Genomic DNA, 15,246 nt, shown 5'->3' on the forward strand with positions numbered 1-15,246 from the left:
TTGAGGAAGTAATACGCATGAAGCGACTGGCCGGACTTTCCGCACTTGCCTTGATTATCTCCAGCACCAGTGGCTGTGGATGGGTCTGGGGCCCGGAAGGTTATTTCCGTGACCGTGGTAGCGATTACCTCGAAGCGCAACAGACTGCCCCGATGCAACTGCCGCCGGACGTCCAGACCGCCAAGCGTCTGGACCCACTGCTGCCAATCCCGCGCAACGTGGCCGACGACACCGTCAAGGGCGAGTACGTGGTGCCACGTCCGCAGCCGTTGACGGCGATTGCCGAGGCCAGCGACTACAGCCTGCAGAAAAGCGGCGACTCGCGCTGGGTAATGGCGCAGCGTCCTCCGGCCGAAGTCTGGCCAGTGGCGGTGCAGTTCTTCCAGGACAACGGTTTTCGCCTGGACCAGCAGCGTCCGCAAACCGGCGAATTCACCACCACCTGGCAGCGTTCCGACGAACTGTCGGCAACCATGACCAAACGCCTGGCCAGCGCCGGCGTGGCCGCCGATGCCGAAACCCGGGTACGGGTGCGCATCGAGCCAGGCGTGCAGCGCAACACCAGTGAAGTCTACGTGGTCAGCGCCGAGCGTCCTGCTGGCAGCAGCGACGACGTGGCCTTCACCAACCGTTCGGTCAACACTGGCCTGGACGCTGCGCTGGTCGACGACATGCTGGTCAGCATGAGCCGCATCTCCGAGAAGGGCGGTTCGGTGTCGATGCTCGCTTCCCGTGATTTCGATGCCCCAAGCCGAGTCAGCCTGATCGAAGACGGCAGCGGCAACCCGGTGCTCAACGTCGGCAACGACCTCGACCGTGCCTGGTCGAGCGTGGGTCGTGCGCTGGAGCAGGGCGAATGGCGCGTGGAAGACATCAACCGCAGCCTGGGCCTGTACTACATCAACCTGGCCGAAAAAGCCGAGCGCAAGGACGAGAAGCCAGGCTTCTTCGCCAGCCTGTTCGGCAGCTCTCCGGTCAAGGAAGAAGTCGAGGCGCGCGCCGAGCGTTACCAGGTGCGCCTGAGCAAGGTTGGCGAGAACGTCCAGGTGACCGTCGAAAAAGATATCAACACCGTTGCGCCGGCTGAAGTGGCGCGCAAAGTGTTGGGCGTGATTCAGGACAACCTGGGCTGATCTGATGCGTTTTGCCGTTCTCGGCAGCGGTAGCCAAGGGAACGGCACGCTGATAGCCAGTGACGACACCGTCGTGCTGGTCGATTGTGGTTTCTCCCTGCGAGAAACCGAAAAACGCCTGCTGCGCCTGGGGATAACCCCGGCGCAACTGAGCGCGATACTGGTGACCCACGAACATGCCGACCACGTGCATGGCGTGGGTTTGCTGTCTCGGCGCTACAATATTCCGGTTTACCTCAGTCGTGGCACCTTGCGCGGGATGCGCAAGCCGGTTGATCCGGCAGGGTTCGTGGCCGGGGGCGACCAGCTGCGGATCGGTGGGCTGGAGATTGGCGTGATCGCCGTGGCCCACGATGCGCAGGAACCGACGCAGTACGTCTTCAGTGACGGCACCCGGCGCTTTGGCCTACTGACCGACCTGGGTTCGTACTGTGCCACCGTGCTGGACGGCTACAAGGACCTCGATGCGTTGATGATCGAGTCCAACCACTGCCGCGACCGCTTGGCTCGGGGTCACTACCCGACCGTTCTCAAGCAGCGGGTGGGTGGCGAGCTGGGACATTTGAACAACCACCAGGCGGCATTCCTGGTGTCCGAGTTGGGCTGGAAAGACCTGCAACACCTGGTACTGGCCCATCTGAGCAGCAAGAACAACCTGCCGCAGCTGGCCCGGCAATGTTTTGTCGACACCCTTGGGTGCGACCCGGACTGGCTGCAACTGGCCGATCAAGATTCAGGGCTCGACTGGCGACATATCGCCTAGCCCATCTACTTAGCAAGCGGAGCCCATCATGGAAAAACGTGAAGAACTCTACCGCGGCAAAGCCAAGTCGGTTTACCAGACCGACGACGCTAACCGCTTGATCCTGCTGTTTCGCAACGACACCTCGGCGTTCGACGGCAAGCGCATCGAACAGCTCGACCGCAAAGGCATGGTGAACAACAAGTTCAACGCCTTCATCATGCAGAAACTCGAAGCAGCCGGCGTGCCGACCCAATTCGACAAGCTGCTGGGCGACAACGAGTGCCTGGTGAAGAAGCTGGACATGATCCCGGTTGAATGCGTCGTGCGTAACTACGCCGCCGGCAGCCTGGTCAAGCGCCTGGGTGTGGAGGAGGGCATGAAGCTCAACCCTTACACCTTCGAACTGTTCCTCAAGGACGACGCCAAGGGCGACCCGTTCATCAACGAATCCCACGTCGTGGCATTCGGTTGGGGCACCGCCGAGCAACTGGTGCGCATGAAAGAACTGTCGCTCAAGGTCAACGAAGTGTTGAGCAAGCTGTTCGACGACGCCGGCCTGCTGCTGGTCGACTTCAAGCTCGAATTCGGCGTGTTCCATGACGGCAGCATCGTCCTGGGCGACGAATTCAGCCCGGACGGCTGCCGCCTGTGGGACAAGGCCACCGGCAAGAAAATGGACAAGGACCGCTTCCGCCAGGGTCTGGGCGACGTCATCGAAGCCTACGAAGAAGTCGCCAACCGCCTTGGCGTACCGCTGTAATCGACGCAAGCATCTGATAGCACGGAAAAAAATTCACTTTAGGGTTTGCATTCGGTGAACCTGCTGTTATGATGCGCGCCGTTGGAGAGATGCCAGAGTGGCCGAATGGGACGGATTCGAAATCCGTTGTACCTTCACCGGTACCTAGGGTTCGAATCCCTATCTCTCCGCCATTATTTAGCCTAAAGGCCCCGTTTACGGGGCCTTTTTGCATTCTGTGGTTTCTGTTCCCTCATTTTTCCCCCCATGTGGATTTTGGAAAGATATCCGTGTCGTTAGATGGCTCGGGATCTAGTACTTTGCCGTGCTGGCGAGTGCGTCAGGCCCCAGGGTCGTCGTTTGTGTCGCATTGGCACTGCCATAGCGCTCTCTAGCGCATGTTGAGTCCATAAGGCCATAAGGAGGGGGGTATTCCAGGTGCATGCCCGTCGGCTCCTGTGTCGCTCCCTGCAGCACAGGGTAACCAGCATCCATCAATCTACAGGTACCCGCCGGCGGAGAGGGACCCCTGGAATCTGAATCTCTCCAGTTAAAAACAACCAGCTTGAGGTATGACCTAACAAACAGGACATACCGTCATGACCCTCTCATTCAAACCCAAACGCATCCCTGATAATACGAACCTGCGCTACTGGCATGAGGGCACCTACGATGGCTACCCGCTCATGGTGGACAAGGGCCCCTTCATTGGGCAGTACTTGGAAAAGCTATGCCAGACCCTGCAATACGCTCTGCCTGACTACGCCCGTGTATTTGCCTTCAGATTTGACTTCAGGCTGCCCTGTGGGAAGCCGTTGTCTGATGATGCGATGACCAATCAGATGATACAACGCTTCAAGGCGTCACTGGATGCACAGATCAGTCATGATCGTGAGCGAGCGCGGATACGCAATAGATCATCCCATGACACTTGCGTGAGGTCTTTTGGGTGAGAGAAGTGGGGCGGGCTTGTCGTCCTCATTACCACTGCATTGTGTTCCTCAATCGTGATACTGAATGCTTTTTTTCCATCTGCAGCAACGTGAGAGACACTCTGTTTGTGGGCATAAGGCTAGGCAATCGAATCGAATAAATATCTAAGTGGAAGGGAGCATCTGCGGTATGCCCCCCCGTAATGGCTGCTATCGCTCGGTCATCGTCGCCGCAATTATCAATAAAGGCGCGCAATAAGTTACGCGATGCTGCGCAACTTATTGCGCACTAGTCTGTGAGTTTTTAAGTGCGTGTACTGTAATGTTTGTTCACAGAGTTATCAGCAGCTGATTGTGCAACTTCTTGCGCATAGTGACGGTTTGGTTTTGGTCGGTGGGCGCATCGTAAGCGGGCAGGGTGTTCTCAGAAAAATCAGCTAAATAAATCTGTTTATTTTTGGTGCTGTATAAAGGGTTGTTCGTACATCTGTATTTTTTAGGGTAAGGTATTCTGGTAGATAGGGTGCGGGTATTTCAAGTTTTTACCTTGCATGAATAATGATAAGATTTGAACTTTCAGTTAGCACGTATAAGGACATTTCAATGGTCGAGCGCGTTTTACTACCCCTTTGCACTTTACTGCTGCTAACAGGCTGCCAAGCGCAATCCTCCTCACTGCCAAAAAGCCAGAAGCTCTCGCCGGATAAAGTCGCCCAGATCGCTGCGACCATTGAGCAGAAATACCCAAAACTCTCCACCGAGGTTCGTGGCAAGATACTGAATACCGTAGTGCAGTCAATGGATAACATGGTGTTTGTCGAAGGTGGCGAGTTCCAGATGGGGGATTTTGGTTGGCCGTATGACGATGACCCGGCAAATATGTGCGACTGGCCATGCGGTGTGGAACCGGAGCGGATGGGGCGCATCAGCATGCACGGTGATGATGACTTTGTTCATCCCGTTAAGCTGACCAGCTATTCCCTGTCAAAATTCCAGACGACACTCGGAGATTTCGATCTGTTCTTTATTGCTCAGGGCAAACCGTTGTTTGATGCAGAATATCGCAAGCGAGAAGAGTTAAAGGAAAAGCTTTACGCGCCCAAGCTGCCAGCGCCGGTCCAAAGCTGGCAAGAAGCGAAAGACTATTGCGGTTGGTTAGGGGAACTAAGCGGTTTCCCCGTGGATCTGCCCACGGAGGCCCAGTGGGAATATGCCGCCCGCATCGTGGCCAGCATGTAATGTTCTCCACCGACAATGGGAACTTGAACTACGGGCGTAACTTTCCCGCGTCAGGTAAAGGTAAACGCCTTACCTTTGCGGTTGATAGCTTTGTCCCAAACCCTTTGGGGATTTACAACCTATCCGGAAATGCCACCGACTGGGTCAATGATTGGTACGACAAAGACTATTACCGAGTTTCACCACTGATAAACCCTATCGGCCCCGAGAAAGGCGCACTTCGGGTTCTTAGAGGTTCTGGGTATGGTGAAGACCCATTGCTCAGCGCGAGTACCGTACGACGGTGGGCAGAGGAACCTGTAAGAAAACAACATGTCCCAGGCTATAGCTTCCGCTGTGCTATTCAATCCGATCATCCGATATAGATAAAAAATAATGAGGGCAGCTATAGCTGCGCCCTCATTATTCGCTCATCGCTTATGCCAAACCATTAAACCTGCCACTGTTTTGTGCGGCCATCAGCACATTCTCCTTACGCCAAGCATTGCTGGGGCTCCAGGCCAATCGGCCTGTAGTATCGGAAGTCTGATTAATCGCTAAACTGTCAATAAAACGATTGAACTGGTCTTGTTCATGTCCATTAAGCAAGGCGTTAATCCGCTCCAAACTCGCCATGGCCTTGACCTTTGTCCCGTCGAGGGAGCAATGCTCCAACACTTCGATAAATTGCCGCCAGCGACGTACCTCGGACAGAAGAATGACGAGAGCCTTCTCCTGTCTTTCGTTGAAGCTACCAATCGCCCCTGGCGATAACACCCTCTGTCAGCAGGTAGACCATGGGAGCAATGGTTTCTGGCGGCAACACGCTCAGAGGTACATCCTGCTTTCGAACCCGGATGATTCTATCTTTCTCATGAACGATTAGATAATTGGCCGGCGCTTCCGCCTCAACAAGTTGCACAGTGCTGTGCGGCTACTTGCGCACTTCTTTGTGAGTTTTTAAGTGCGCGCACTGTAATGTTTGTTCACAGAGTTATCAGCAGCTGATTGTGCAGCTTCTTGCGCATAGTGGCGGTTTGGTTTTGGTCGGTGGGCGCATCGTAAGCGGGCAGGGTGTTCTCAGAAAAATCAGCTAAATAATCTGTTTGTTTTTGGTGCTGTATAAAGGATTGTTCGTACATCTGTATTTTTTAGGGTAAGGTATTTTGGTAGATAGGGTGCGGGTATTTCAAGTTTTTACCTTGCATGAATAATGTTAAGATTTGAACTTTCAGTTAGCACGGATAAGGATATTTCAATGGTTGGGCGCGTTTTACTACCTCTTTGCACTTTGCTGCTACTTACAGGCTGTCAAGCGCAAACTTCCCCATTGCCAGAAAGCCAGAAGCTCTCGCCGGATAAAGTCGCCCAGATCGCTGCGACCATTGAGCAGAAATATCCAAAACTCTCCACCGAGGTTCGTGGCAAGCTACTGAGCACCGTAGTGCAGTCATTGGATAACATGGTGTTTGTCGAGGGTGGTGAATTCCAGATGGGAGATTTTGGCTGGCCTTATGACGATGACCCTACAAATATGTGCGACTGGCCATGCGGTGTGGACCCGGAACGGATGGGGCATATCAGCATGGACGGTGATGACGACTTCGTCCATCCAGTCAAGCTGAGCAGTTACTCCCTGTCAAAATTCCAGACAACACTGGGCGATTTCGATTTGTTTTTTATCGCTCAGGGCAAGCCGTTGTTTGATGCGGAATATCGTGAGCGAGAAAATTTAAAGATCAAACTCTACGCGCCCAAGCTGCCAGCGCCTGTCCAAAGCTGGCAAGAAGCCAAAGATTACTGCGGTTGGTTGGGGACGCTCAGTGGTTTTCCAGTGGATCTGCCCACAGAGGCTCAGTGGGAATATGCAGCACGCAATCGCGGGCAACATGTGGCGTTCTCCACCGACAATGGCAGTTTAAACTACGGACGCAATTTTCCTGCATCGGGTAAAGGTGAGCGCCTCACCTTTGCAGTTGATAGCTTTGTCCCCAACCCCTTGGGGATTTACAACCTGTCCGGGAATGCCACCGACTGGGTCAATGACTGGTATGACAAAGACTATTATCGCCACTCACCGCTTGAGAATCCGACCGGCCCCGAGAAAGGCACACTTCGGGTTCTAAGGGGTTCGAATTATCCAGAAGACCCATTGCTCAGCGCGAGTACAGTAAGGCGGTGGGCATACGAACCTGTAAGAAAACGGCATGCTCCTGGCTTTAGCTTCCGCTGTGCTATTCAATCCGATCAGTCGCTATAGAGTAGAAACAATGAGGGCGCTATCAATGCGTCATCATTATTTGCTCAGCGTTTAGGCCAAACCATCAAACCGGCCGCTGTACTGGGCGGCCATCAGCACTTTCTCCTTGCGCCAGGCATTGCTGGGGGTCCAGGCCAATCGGAATGTACTATCGGAAGTCTGATTAATTGCCAAATTGTCAATAAAACGATTGAACTGGTCTTGTTCGTGTCCAATAGCAAGGCGTTAATCCGCTCCAAACTCGCCATGGCCTTGACCTTTGTCCCGTCAAGGGAACAATGTTCCAACACTTCGATAAACTGCCGCCAGCGACGTACCTCGGACAGCAGAATGAAGAGGGCCTTCTCCTGTCTTTCGTTGAGGCTACCAATCTCCCTGGCGATAACACCCTCTGTCAGCAGGTAGACCATGGGACCAATGGTTTCCGGCGGCAACACGCTCAGAGGTACATCCTGCTTTCGAACCCGGATGATTCTATCTTTCTCATGAACGATTAGATAATTGGCCGGCGCTTCCGCCTCAACAAGTTGCACAGTGCTGTGCGGCTACTTGCGCACTTCTTTGTGAGTTTTTAAGTGCGCGCACTGTAATGTTTGTTCACAGAGTTATCAGCAGCTGATTGTGCAACTTCTTGCGCATAGTGGCGGTTTGGTTTTGGTCGGTGGGCGCATCGTAAACGGGCAGGGTGTTCTCAGAAAAATCAGCTAAATAAATCTGTTTATTTTTGGTGCTGTATAAAGGGTTGTTCGTACATCTGTATTTTTTAGGGTAAGGTATTTTGGTAGATAGGGTGCGGGTATTTCAAGTTTTTACCTTGCATGAATAATGATAAGATTTGAACTTTCAGTTAGCACGTATAAGGATATTTCAATGGTCGGGCGCGTTTTACTACCCCTTTGCACTTTACTGCTGCTAACAGGCTGCCAAGCGCAATCCTCCTCACTGCCGAAAAGCCAGAAGCTCTCGCCGGATAAAGTCGCCCAGATCGCTGCGACCATTGAGCAAAAATACCCAAAGCTTTCCACAGAGGTTCGCGGCAAGTTGCTGAATACCGTGGTGCAATCACTGGACAATATGGTGTTTGTCGAAGGTGGCGAGTTCCAGATGGGGGATTTTGGTTGGCCGCATGACGACGACCCGGCAAATATGTGCGACTGGCCATGCGGCGTAGACCCGGACCGAATGGGACCGATCAGTATGGGCGTTGATAATAAATTCGTTCATCCCGTTAAGCTGAGCAGTTACTCCCTGTCAAAATTTCAAACAACACTGGCCGATTTCGATTTGTTCTTTATTGTTCAGGGCAAACCGTTGTTTGATGCGGAGCTACGTAAGCGAGAGAATTTACAGTTCCGCTATCAACCTGACTTACCAGCTGCTACTCAAAGCTGGCAAGAAGCCAAGGATTATTGCGTCTGGGTAGGAAAACTGAGTGGTTACCCTGTGGATTTGCCTACGGAAGCCCAGTGGGAGTATGCCGCCCGCAGCCGAGGCCAGCATGTGGTATTTCCTACTGACAATGGCAGTTTAAACTACGGACGCAATTTTCCTCTCCAAGGAAAGGGACGCACATTTGCTGTAGACAGTTTCGTTCCTAATCCGCTAGGACTCTATAACATGTCAGGCAACGCTACCGACTGGGTAAACGACTGGTACGATAAAGACTATTACCGCCACTCGCCATTGGAAAACCCTCAGGGCCCGGCTACCGGAACGGAACGAATCCGTCGAGGCACTAATGCAGGCGAAGATCCTTTGCTCACGGCCAGTACTGTTCGACGATTCCCTAATGAGCCTACAAGAAGCCGGCATTTACCCGGTACAAGTTTCCGCTGCGCAATCCAATCCAATCAACCACTTTGAAGCACTCCATAAGACAACAAAGGCGCTCTCAAGCGCCCTTGTGGTCCTTCAACATCATCCCAAACCATCAAACCGGCCACTGCGCTGTGCGGCCACCAGCACATTCTCCTTACGCCAAGCATTGCTGGGGTTCCAGGCCAATCGGACTGTAGTATCGGAGGTCTGGTTAATCGCCAAACTGTCAATGAAACGATTGAATTGGTCTTGTTCATGGCCGTTAAGCAAGGCGTTAATTCGCTCCAAACTCTCCGTGGCATTGACCTTTGTCGCGTCGAGTGAACAATGCTCCAGCACTTCAATAAATTGCCGCCAGCGACGAACTTCGGACAGAAGAATGACCAAGGCCTTTTCCTGCTTTTCGTTGAAGCTACCAATCCCTCTGGCGATAACTCCTTCTGTTAGCAGGTAGACCATGGGACCAATGGTTTCAGGCGGCAACACGCTCAGTGGAACGTCTTGGTCCCGAATCCGCATGATCTTATCTGTCTTATGATGAATGAGATAATCGGCTAGTGCTTCAGCTTCTATCTTCGTGGCTTGTCGATCTTCCCACCAAGCAAGCATTTCTCCGCGCCCTAACTCAAACCCCTCAATGGTCTTTTTCACCGGAGAGGTCGCCACCTGATACAGCCCTGATGCCATATAGCTAAAAGCTTCCTTCGTCACCCCCGACAGGTGCCTGTAGTCTATATCCGCTAAGACATTACAAAACAGCAACGTCAGCTTTCCCACCTGCTCAAGGTCCACCACCGTACCAAACCCACCACCGGCACCAGGACCAAATACCAGCGAGCCTTTGCAGCTAAATGCCAGCCGGTTATTCGCGATACTGATACCAAATTCACCGGCGGCACCAATACCCACCGCAGCATTACCCTCAACCTTGACTTCGGCCAGCTTGGCCCAATTGCTATTGGCGTTTGCCTGGCCGACGACGGATTTCCCCGTCCCTTGTTTATCCGGCTCAACCCACTCAAAGGCACCGCTCAGGGCGCCACCGGCTTGAGCACCAGCAAAGGCCTCGCACTTGACGCCGATATTGCCACTACGACCGACTTCCATTGTCGGAGTCAGGAACAAGCCGTTCACGCCCTTGATCGCTCGATGCGCGCTACCGCCGCCGGCCTGAACAAGCCCGATGCGCCCGTGGGGGTGTTCCTGCTGGTTGGCCCAAGTGGCGTCGGCAAGACCGAAACGGCATTGGCCCTCGCTGATTTGTTGTACGGCGGTGATCGTTTCATCACCACCATCAACATGTCCGAATTCCAGGAGAAACATACCGTTTCGCGCCTGATCGGTGCGCCACCAGGCTACGTCGGCTATGGCGAGGGCGGCATGCTCACCGAAGCGGTGCGCCAGAAACCGTATTCCGTCGTGCTGCTCGATGAAGTCGAGAAGGCCGACCCGGACGTGCTCAACCTCTTTTACCAAATCTTTGACAAGGGCGTAGCCAACGACGGCGAAGGGCGCGAGATCGATTTTCGCAATACGCTGATTTTGATGACCTCTAACCTGGGCAGCGACCACATCAGCGAACTCTGCGAAAACGGCGCACGGCCATCGGCTGAAGTCCTCGAACAAACCATTCGCCCGGTGCTGAGCAAGCACTTCAAACCGGCACTGTTGGCGCGGATGCGTGTGGTGCCCTATTACCCGGTCGGGGGGCAGGTGCTACGCGAACTGATCGAAATCAAACTCGATCGTTTGGGCGAGCGCCTGAACCGTCGTCAACTCGACTTCACTTATTCACAGCACCTCGTCGACCACCTGGCCGAGCGCTGCACCCAAGACGACATTCTCGACTTGGCACGACACTTCGCCAACAAGGCCTGTACGTTCTTGCAGCGTGATGAGGTGAGTTGGTCCAACGAAGTGCTGGATCTTTTGGGCCGTTACGCATTCCCCGGCAACGTGCGTGAACTCAAGGGTTTGGTCGAGCGTGCGGTGCTGCTCTGCGAGGGCAATGAGTTGCTGGAGGAGCACTTCTCCCTGCGTATGGACGCCATACCTGAACTCGAAAATCTGAACTTGCGCGAACGGCTGGAACGAATTGAGCGCAACTTGCTGATCGATTGCCTGCGTAAAAACGACGGTAATCAGACCCTCTCCGCTCGCGAACTCGGCCTGCCACGGCGCACATTCCTCTACCGCCTAAGGCGCCTGAACATCAATGTGGGAAATGTCGATGTGTAGGCCAAACACGCTCGATTTCAATCCGTCCTTTTTTAACAGCCTCAACCGTAAGGGCTGGTGCTTTGTGCCGTCCCTGGAGACCCTCTGATGTCTATTCGTCACTGGCAAGCCGTCCTTCTGACAGTTGTCGTTCTATGTGGCCTCGGTGGCTGCAGCGGCAATTACAAATACAACGACAACACCTATCGCCCCTTGGGTGATCCGCAGTCGGTCAATCGCGGCAAGTGACCGCAAGGAGCATCACCATGGAACTGGTTTTCGAAATGCTGAACACCAAGCAGTTCGTACCTACGCAGCTGTGCCAGAAGACCTTCAAACAGGCCGGCGGCGTGATTGGTCGGGGGGAAGATTGCGACTGGATAATTCCGGACCGCAAGCGTCACCTGTCCAACTATCACGCGTTGATCAGCTACCGCGAGGGCACGTTTTTCCTGACCGATACCAGCAGCAACGGAATCCAGAATAGTACCAGCGGCGCACGCTTGCACAAGGGCGATACGGTACGTATCGAGCACGGCAGCGTATACGTGCTGGGTGATTTCGAGATCCGTGCACGGCTAGTTCACGCCCTGGCGACTTGCGATGTGGAGGTCGGTCGTCCGCAAGCCGCTGGCAGTATCATTCCTGATGATGCGTTCCTCGACCTCGACCCGCTGAACGCACTCGATCAGCAAGAGCGTGTGTATTCGGAAATCGACGAACTCATTTCGCCAAACAACGCATCACACGACACACGTCAACGCGCCGACTACGCGCGCATCGACATGGAAAGCCTGATGGTGCCGGAGCTGATCGCCGCCCCGGCAGAGCCTGCGCCAGCCCCGCCGCCGAAAGCGGTCGAACGTCAGAGCGAAGGGTTCTGGGAGCACTTCGGCGCGGCGTTGGGCGTGGACCTCAAAGGCCTCGACCACGACGCTCGCGAAGCCCTGGCGCTGAACGCCGCGCGCCTGCTCAAGCAGAGCATCGGCGGTTTGCAGCAGAGCCTACGCACCCGCAGCGAACTGAAAAACGAATTGCGCCTGGCCCAGACCACCGTGCAAGGCCCCCACAAGAATCCGCTGAAATTTGCCGTTGATGCCGGTGAAGCGCTGGGCATTCTGTTGCAGCCGAACAGGCCAGGGCAGTTACCGCCTGAACAGGCTATATCTCGTGCGTTTCGCGATTTACAGGCGCATCAGGTGGCCTTGCTGACGGCCAGCCGCGCCGCCGTTCGCAGCACCTTGGAGCACTTCTCGCCGCAACAGCTCACCCTGCGTTTCGAGCGAGACAACAAACCGTTGCTCGCCACCTCCGGCAGTCGCTGGAGGGCTTACGGTCGTTATCACCAGGCCCTGCGTCAGGACGATGACTGGAGCGAGCGCTTGTTGGCCCGTGACTTCGCCCAGGCCTACGAAGAACAGATCCGCCTGATTTCCACCCTTCACACCGACCACCAAGGATGATGCGCATGTCTCGCCGCCCGATTGTTTTTTTTAAGGCGCTGACTGCGCTGACCACCTTGGTACTGCTGGGCGGTTGCTCAACGCTATCGCCGTATTCGCACGTCACCAAACTCAACCTGAAGTTGACGGCCAGCGACCAGTTGAACCCGGATCTCAACGGTCGCCCGTCGCCGATTGTCGTACGCCTGTTTGAACTCAAGCACCCGGTGGCGTTCGAGAACGCGGATTTTTTCAGCCTGTACGAGCGCGCCAAGGAATCCCTGGCTCCCGATATGGTTGCGACCGAGGAGCTTGAGTTGCGTCCGGGAGAAACCGTCGAATTCAAGCTCAATGTCGAGGAGGGTAGCCGCTATGTCGGTGTCCTCGCCGCCTACCGGGACCTGCCGGATACCAAATGGCGCTACACCCTGCAAGTCGCCCCGGAGGAAGTCACCGACGCCGACCTGACGCTCGACCAGAGCGGCATTCGCAACACCCATGAATTGCTAGTCAAGGCGGCTGACTGACCATGAACTCCCATAAAGTCATTTGGCAGGAAGGCATGTTGCTGCGTCCGCAGCACTTCCAGCACAACGATCGCTACTACGACCACCAGATGAAGACCCGCACCCAATTGCTGGGCAGCTACATCTGGGGCTTCCTCAACCTGGACATCGACTTGCAGTTCCTCAACATGGGCAAACTGGTGATTAGTCAGGCATCGGGGATTCTGCCGGACGGTAGCCTGTTCGAGTTGGGTGGTAACACCGAGCCGTTGGCCCTGGACGTGCCACCGAACACCGGCAACACGCCAATCTATCTGGCGTTGCCGCTGGTCACCGGCAACCACATCGAGTCCCGTCGGCCGGAGCAGTCCGACGTGCTGGCGCGCTATACCGCGTACGAAGCGGAAGTAGCCGACTCCAACGCAGGCGACGACTCCGCCAGCCAGGTCAGTTGCGCCCGCCCGGACTTCAAGCTATTGCTTGGCGAGCAGCAAAGCGATCAGGCGTACGTGAAGCTGAAAATCTGCGAAGTACTCGATACCACGCCGGACGGCGTAATCAGCCTCGACCCGGAATTCGTACCCACCTACATCCAGGCGCACGCCTCCAGCTACTTGCTGTCGTGCCTTAAGGAAGTAATTAGCATGCTCGGCAACCGCGGGGACGCCATTGCTGACCGGATCCGTTCCAATGGCAAGGTGGGTGGCGCAGAAGTCGGCGACTTTATGATGCTTCAACTGATCAACCGTACCGAACTACTGCTGCGTCACTACCTCAGCCTGGAACAGGTGCATCCGGAAGAGTTGTACCGCACGCTGCTGACCATGCTCGGCGATCTGGCGACATTCTCCAGCGAAAGCAAACGTCCTCGTCTGGACAGTCGTTACCAGCACAGCGATCAGGGTGCAAGCTTCCGTAAATTGATGGACGCGATCCGTCAGGTGTTGTCGATGGTGCTGGAACAGCACGCCATTGAGTTGGAGTTGCAAGCACGTCAATACGGGATCATCGTCTCGCCATTGCACGACCACAAACTACTAGGTTCTGCCTCGTTTGTACTGGCGGCGAGTGCCAACTGCGATTCCGAAGAACTGCGCCATCGCTTACCGGCGCACCTCAAGGTCGGCCCGGTGGAGCGTATCCGTCAACTGGTCAACCTGCACCTGCCAGGCATCAAGGTCAAACCGTTGCCTGTGGCCCCGCGGCAGATTGCGTTCCACTCCAACAAAACCTACTTCATTCTCGAACTCAGCTCCGAAGACTTGGCGCAACTCGAACGCTCCGGCGGTTTCGCGTTCCACGTGTCCGGCGAATTCGCCGAGCTTGAACTGAAATTCTGGGCCATCAGGAACTGACCGACATGATCAAGAATACGGAATACAGCCAGGACGATAGAACCGTCCTGCTCGACCGTCAGGGCCACGGCCCGGCGTCGAGTCCGATGACGGACTTTGCTGCGCCTCCACGCTTCGAGCAGCTTGAAAAACGCATGATCTACGCTGCGCGCTTGCGCCCGGCCGAAGCGTTCAATATCAGTCTGAACTCGCTGGTGGCTGCTGCCTCAGAATTATTGTCTGAAGTAGTGCGGCTCAAGCACAGCAGCACCCGCGAAGACTTGCTTGTTCTCAACGAGCGACTGACCACCGGGCTGAAATTATTTGAAGTCAGCGCCTTGCACAATGGCGTAGAAAGCAGCCAGGTGATGGCTGCCCGTTACGTGCTCTGCACCGTGGCTGACGAAGCTGTCGTCACCACGCCGTGGGGTAACGAAAGCGAGTGGTCGCAAATGAGCCTGCTCAGCAGCTTTCACAACGAAACCTTCGGTGGTGAGAAATTTTTCCAGTTGCTTGATCGGCTGTCGAAAAATCCGGTCAAGCACCTGCCGATGCTGGAGTTGATGTACCTGTGCCTGTCTTTGGGCTTCGAGGGCAAGTACCGCGTACAGGCCCGCGGCATGCTCGAACTCGACGGCATCCGCGACGCCTTGTATCGCCAGATCCGCCAGTTGCGCGGTGATGTACCACGCGAGTTATCACCGCACTGGGAAGGCCTGAGCGATCAGCGCCGCAGCCTGGTACGTATCGTGCCGGCGTGGATGGTGGTGCTGTTCACCTTTGTTTGCCTAGTGGTGATGTATTCGGGCTTCGCCTGGGTACTGGGCGAGCAACGCGATACCGTTCTGCAGCCTTATCAGTCGTTTGATCCGGCAGCGGCCCAGCCGCAGTCGCAGCCGTAA

General features: G+C 55.1%; 18 protein-coding genes, 1 tRNA gene and 1 pseudogene. 16 read left to right on the plus strand and 4 right to left on the minus strand.

From position 1 onward, the window contains the following. Positions 1-17 precede the first annotated feature (17 nt). From bamC to QMK50_RS20715, 7 genes are all read left to right on the plus strand, one after another. Positions 18-1,133 carry an outer membrane protein assembly factor BamC gene (gene bamC / locus QMK50_RS20685; protein ID WP_095171830.1) on the plus strand — a complete coding sequence of 372 codons (1,116 nt, stop codon included), beginning with the start codon at positions 18-20 and terminating at the stop codon, positions 1,131-1,133. 4 nt (positions 1,134-1,137) lie between these two features. Further along, the gene (locus QMK50_RS20690; RefSeq protein WP_320333841.1) at positions 1,138-1,896 is read left to right on the plus strand and encodes an MBL fold metallo-hydrolase; all 759 of its coding nucleotides are present in this window, start codon (positions 1,138-1,140) and stop codon (positions 1,894-1,896) included. A 28-nt stretch (positions 1,897-1,924) separates the two neighbouring features. Continuing rightward, a complete protein-coding gene (gene purC, locus QMK50_RS20695) occupies positions 1,925-2,638 on the plus strand; it encodes a phosphoribosylaminoimidazolesuccinocarboxamide synthase (protein ID WP_095171833.1) in 714 nt (237 codons plus the stop codon). A gap of 83 nt (positions 2,639-2,721) precedes the next feature. Next, a tRNA-Ser gene (locus QMK50_RS20700) sits at positions 2,722-2,811 on the plus strand. A gap of 405 nt (positions 2,812-3,216) precedes the next feature. Beyond that, on the plus strand, positions 3,217-3,570 hold the full coding sequence (locus tag QMK50_RS20705) for an inovirus-type Gp2 protein (RefSeq protein ID WP_320333842.1): 354 nt from the start codon (positions 3,217-3,219) through the stop codon (positions 3,568-3,570). Positions 3,571-4,152: 582 nt separating this feature from the next. After that, a complete protein-coding gene (locus tag QMK50_RS20710; protein WP_320333843.1) occupies positions 4,153-4,788 on the plus strand; it encodes a formylglycine-generating enzyme family protein in 636 nt (211 codons plus the stop codon). Further along, entirely contained in the window at positions 4,788-5,153 is a 366-nt protein-coding gene (locus QMK50_RS20715) for a formylglycine-generating enzyme family protein (protein ID WP_320333844.1), read from the plus strand. The genes QMK50_RS20710 and QMK50_RS20715 overlap by 1 nt, the downstream gene beginning before the upstream one ends. A gap of 52 nt (positions 5,154-5,205) precedes the next feature. Here the strand turns inward: QMK50_RS20715 and QMK50_RS20720 are convergent, their stop codons facing one another. Then, positions 5,206-5,403, minus strand: coding sequence for a hypothetical protein (locus QMK50_RS20720; RefSeq protein WP_320333845.1), 198 nt, complete (start codon positions 5,401-5,403; stop codon positions 5,206-5,208). 350 nt (positions 5,404-5,753) lie between these two features. Further along, on the minus strand, positions 5,754-5,909 hold the full coding sequence (locus QMK50_RS20725; RefSeq protein WP_320333846.1) for a hypothetical protein: 156 nt from the start codon (positions 5,907-5,909) through the stop codon (positions 5,754-5,756). 116 nt (positions 5,910-6,025) lie between these two features. On the opposite strand from QMK50_RS20725, the gene QMK50_RS20730 reads away from it, so the two are divergent. Continuing rightward, entirely contained in the window at positions 6,026-7,027 is a 1,002-nt protein-coding gene (locus QMK50_RS20730; protein ID WP_320333847.1) for a formylglycine-generating enzyme family protein, read from the plus strand. 92 nt (positions 7,028-7,119) lie between these two features. On the opposite strand, the gene QMK50_RS20735 is transcribed toward QMK50_RS20730, so the two are convergent. After that, positions 7,120-7,560 (minus strand): hypothetical protein, encoded by a 441-nt coding sequence (locus QMK50_RS20735; RefSeq protein ID WP_320333848.1) that lies wholly within the window; start codon positions 7,558-7,560, stop codon positions 7,120-7,122. A gap of 337 nt (positions 7,561-7,897) precedes the next feature. On the opposite strand from QMK50_RS20735, the gene QMK50_RS20740 reads away from it, so the two are divergent. Then, on the plus strand, positions 7,898-8,890 hold the full coding sequence (locus QMK50_RS20740) for a formylglycine-generating enzyme family protein (protein WP_320333849.1): 993 nt from the start codon (positions 7,898-7,900) through the stop codon (positions 8,888-8,890). A 54-nt stretch (positions 8,891-8,944) separates the two neighbouring features. Here the strand turns inward: QMK50_RS20740 and QMK50_RS20745 are convergent, their stop codons facing one another. Continuing rightward, positions 8,945-9,952: a hypothetical protein gene (locus tag QMK50_RS20745; RefSeq protein WP_320333850.1), complete on the minus strand. Its 1,008-nt coding sequence runs from the start codon at positions 9,950-9,952 to the stop codon at positions 8,945-8,947. A 3-nt stretch (positions 9,953-9,955) separates the two neighbouring features. Here QMK50_RS20745 and QMK50_RS20750 point away from each other — a divergent pair. The 7 genes and pseudogenes from QMK50_RS20750 to icmH all read left to right on the plus strand — a co-directional run. Then, positions 9,956-10,684 (plus strand): annotated as a pseudogene (locus tag QMK50_RS20750) (AAA family ATPase); the annotation flags it as partial. A gap of 201 nt (positions 10,685-10,885) precedes the next feature. Beyond that, positions 10,886-11,083, plus strand: a complete 198-nt coding sequence (locus QMK50_RS20755) for a helix-turn-helix domain-containing protein (RefSeq protein WP_320334534.1) — start codon at positions 10,886-10,888, stop codon at positions 11,081-11,083. An 87-nt stretch (positions 11,084-11,170) separates the two neighbouring features. Beyond that, a complete protein-coding gene (locus tag QMK50_RS20760; protein WP_159994257.1) occupies positions 11,171-11,311 on the plus strand; it encodes a type VI secretion protein in 141 nt (46 codons plus the stop codon). A gap of 17 nt (positions 11,312-11,328) precedes the next feature. Next, entirely contained in the window at positions 11,329-12,525 is a 1,197-nt protein-coding gene (tagH, locus tag QMK50_RS20765) for a type VI secretion system-associated FHA domain protein TagH (protein ID WP_320333851.1), read from the plus strand. A gap of 5 nt (positions 12,526-12,530) precedes the next feature. Next, entirely contained in the window at positions 12,531-13,031 is a 501-nt protein-coding gene (gene tssJ, locus QMK50_RS20770; protein WP_320333852.1) for a type VI secretion system lipoprotein TssJ, read from the plus strand. Positions 13,032-13,033: 2 nt separating this feature from the next. Then, a complete protein-coding gene (gene tssK, locus QMK50_RS20775) occupies positions 13,034-14,365 on the plus strand; it encodes a type VI secretion system baseplate subunit TssK (RefSeq protein WP_320333853.1) in 1,332 nt (443 codons plus the stop codon). 5 nt (positions 14,366-14,370) lie between these two features. After that, positions 14,371-15,246: a type IVB secretion system protein IcmH/DotU gene (icmH, locus tag QMK50_RS20780; RefSeq protein WP_095171722.1), complete on the plus strand. Its 876-nt coding sequence runs from the start codon at positions 14,371-14,373 to the stop codon at positions 15,244-15,246.

It is taken from the genome of Pseudomonas sp. P5_152 (assembly GCF_033989915.1).
In the GTDB taxonomy this organism is placed as follows: domain Bacteria; phylum Pseudomonadota; class Gammaproteobacteria; order Pseudomonadales; family Pseudomonadaceae; genus Aquipseudomonas.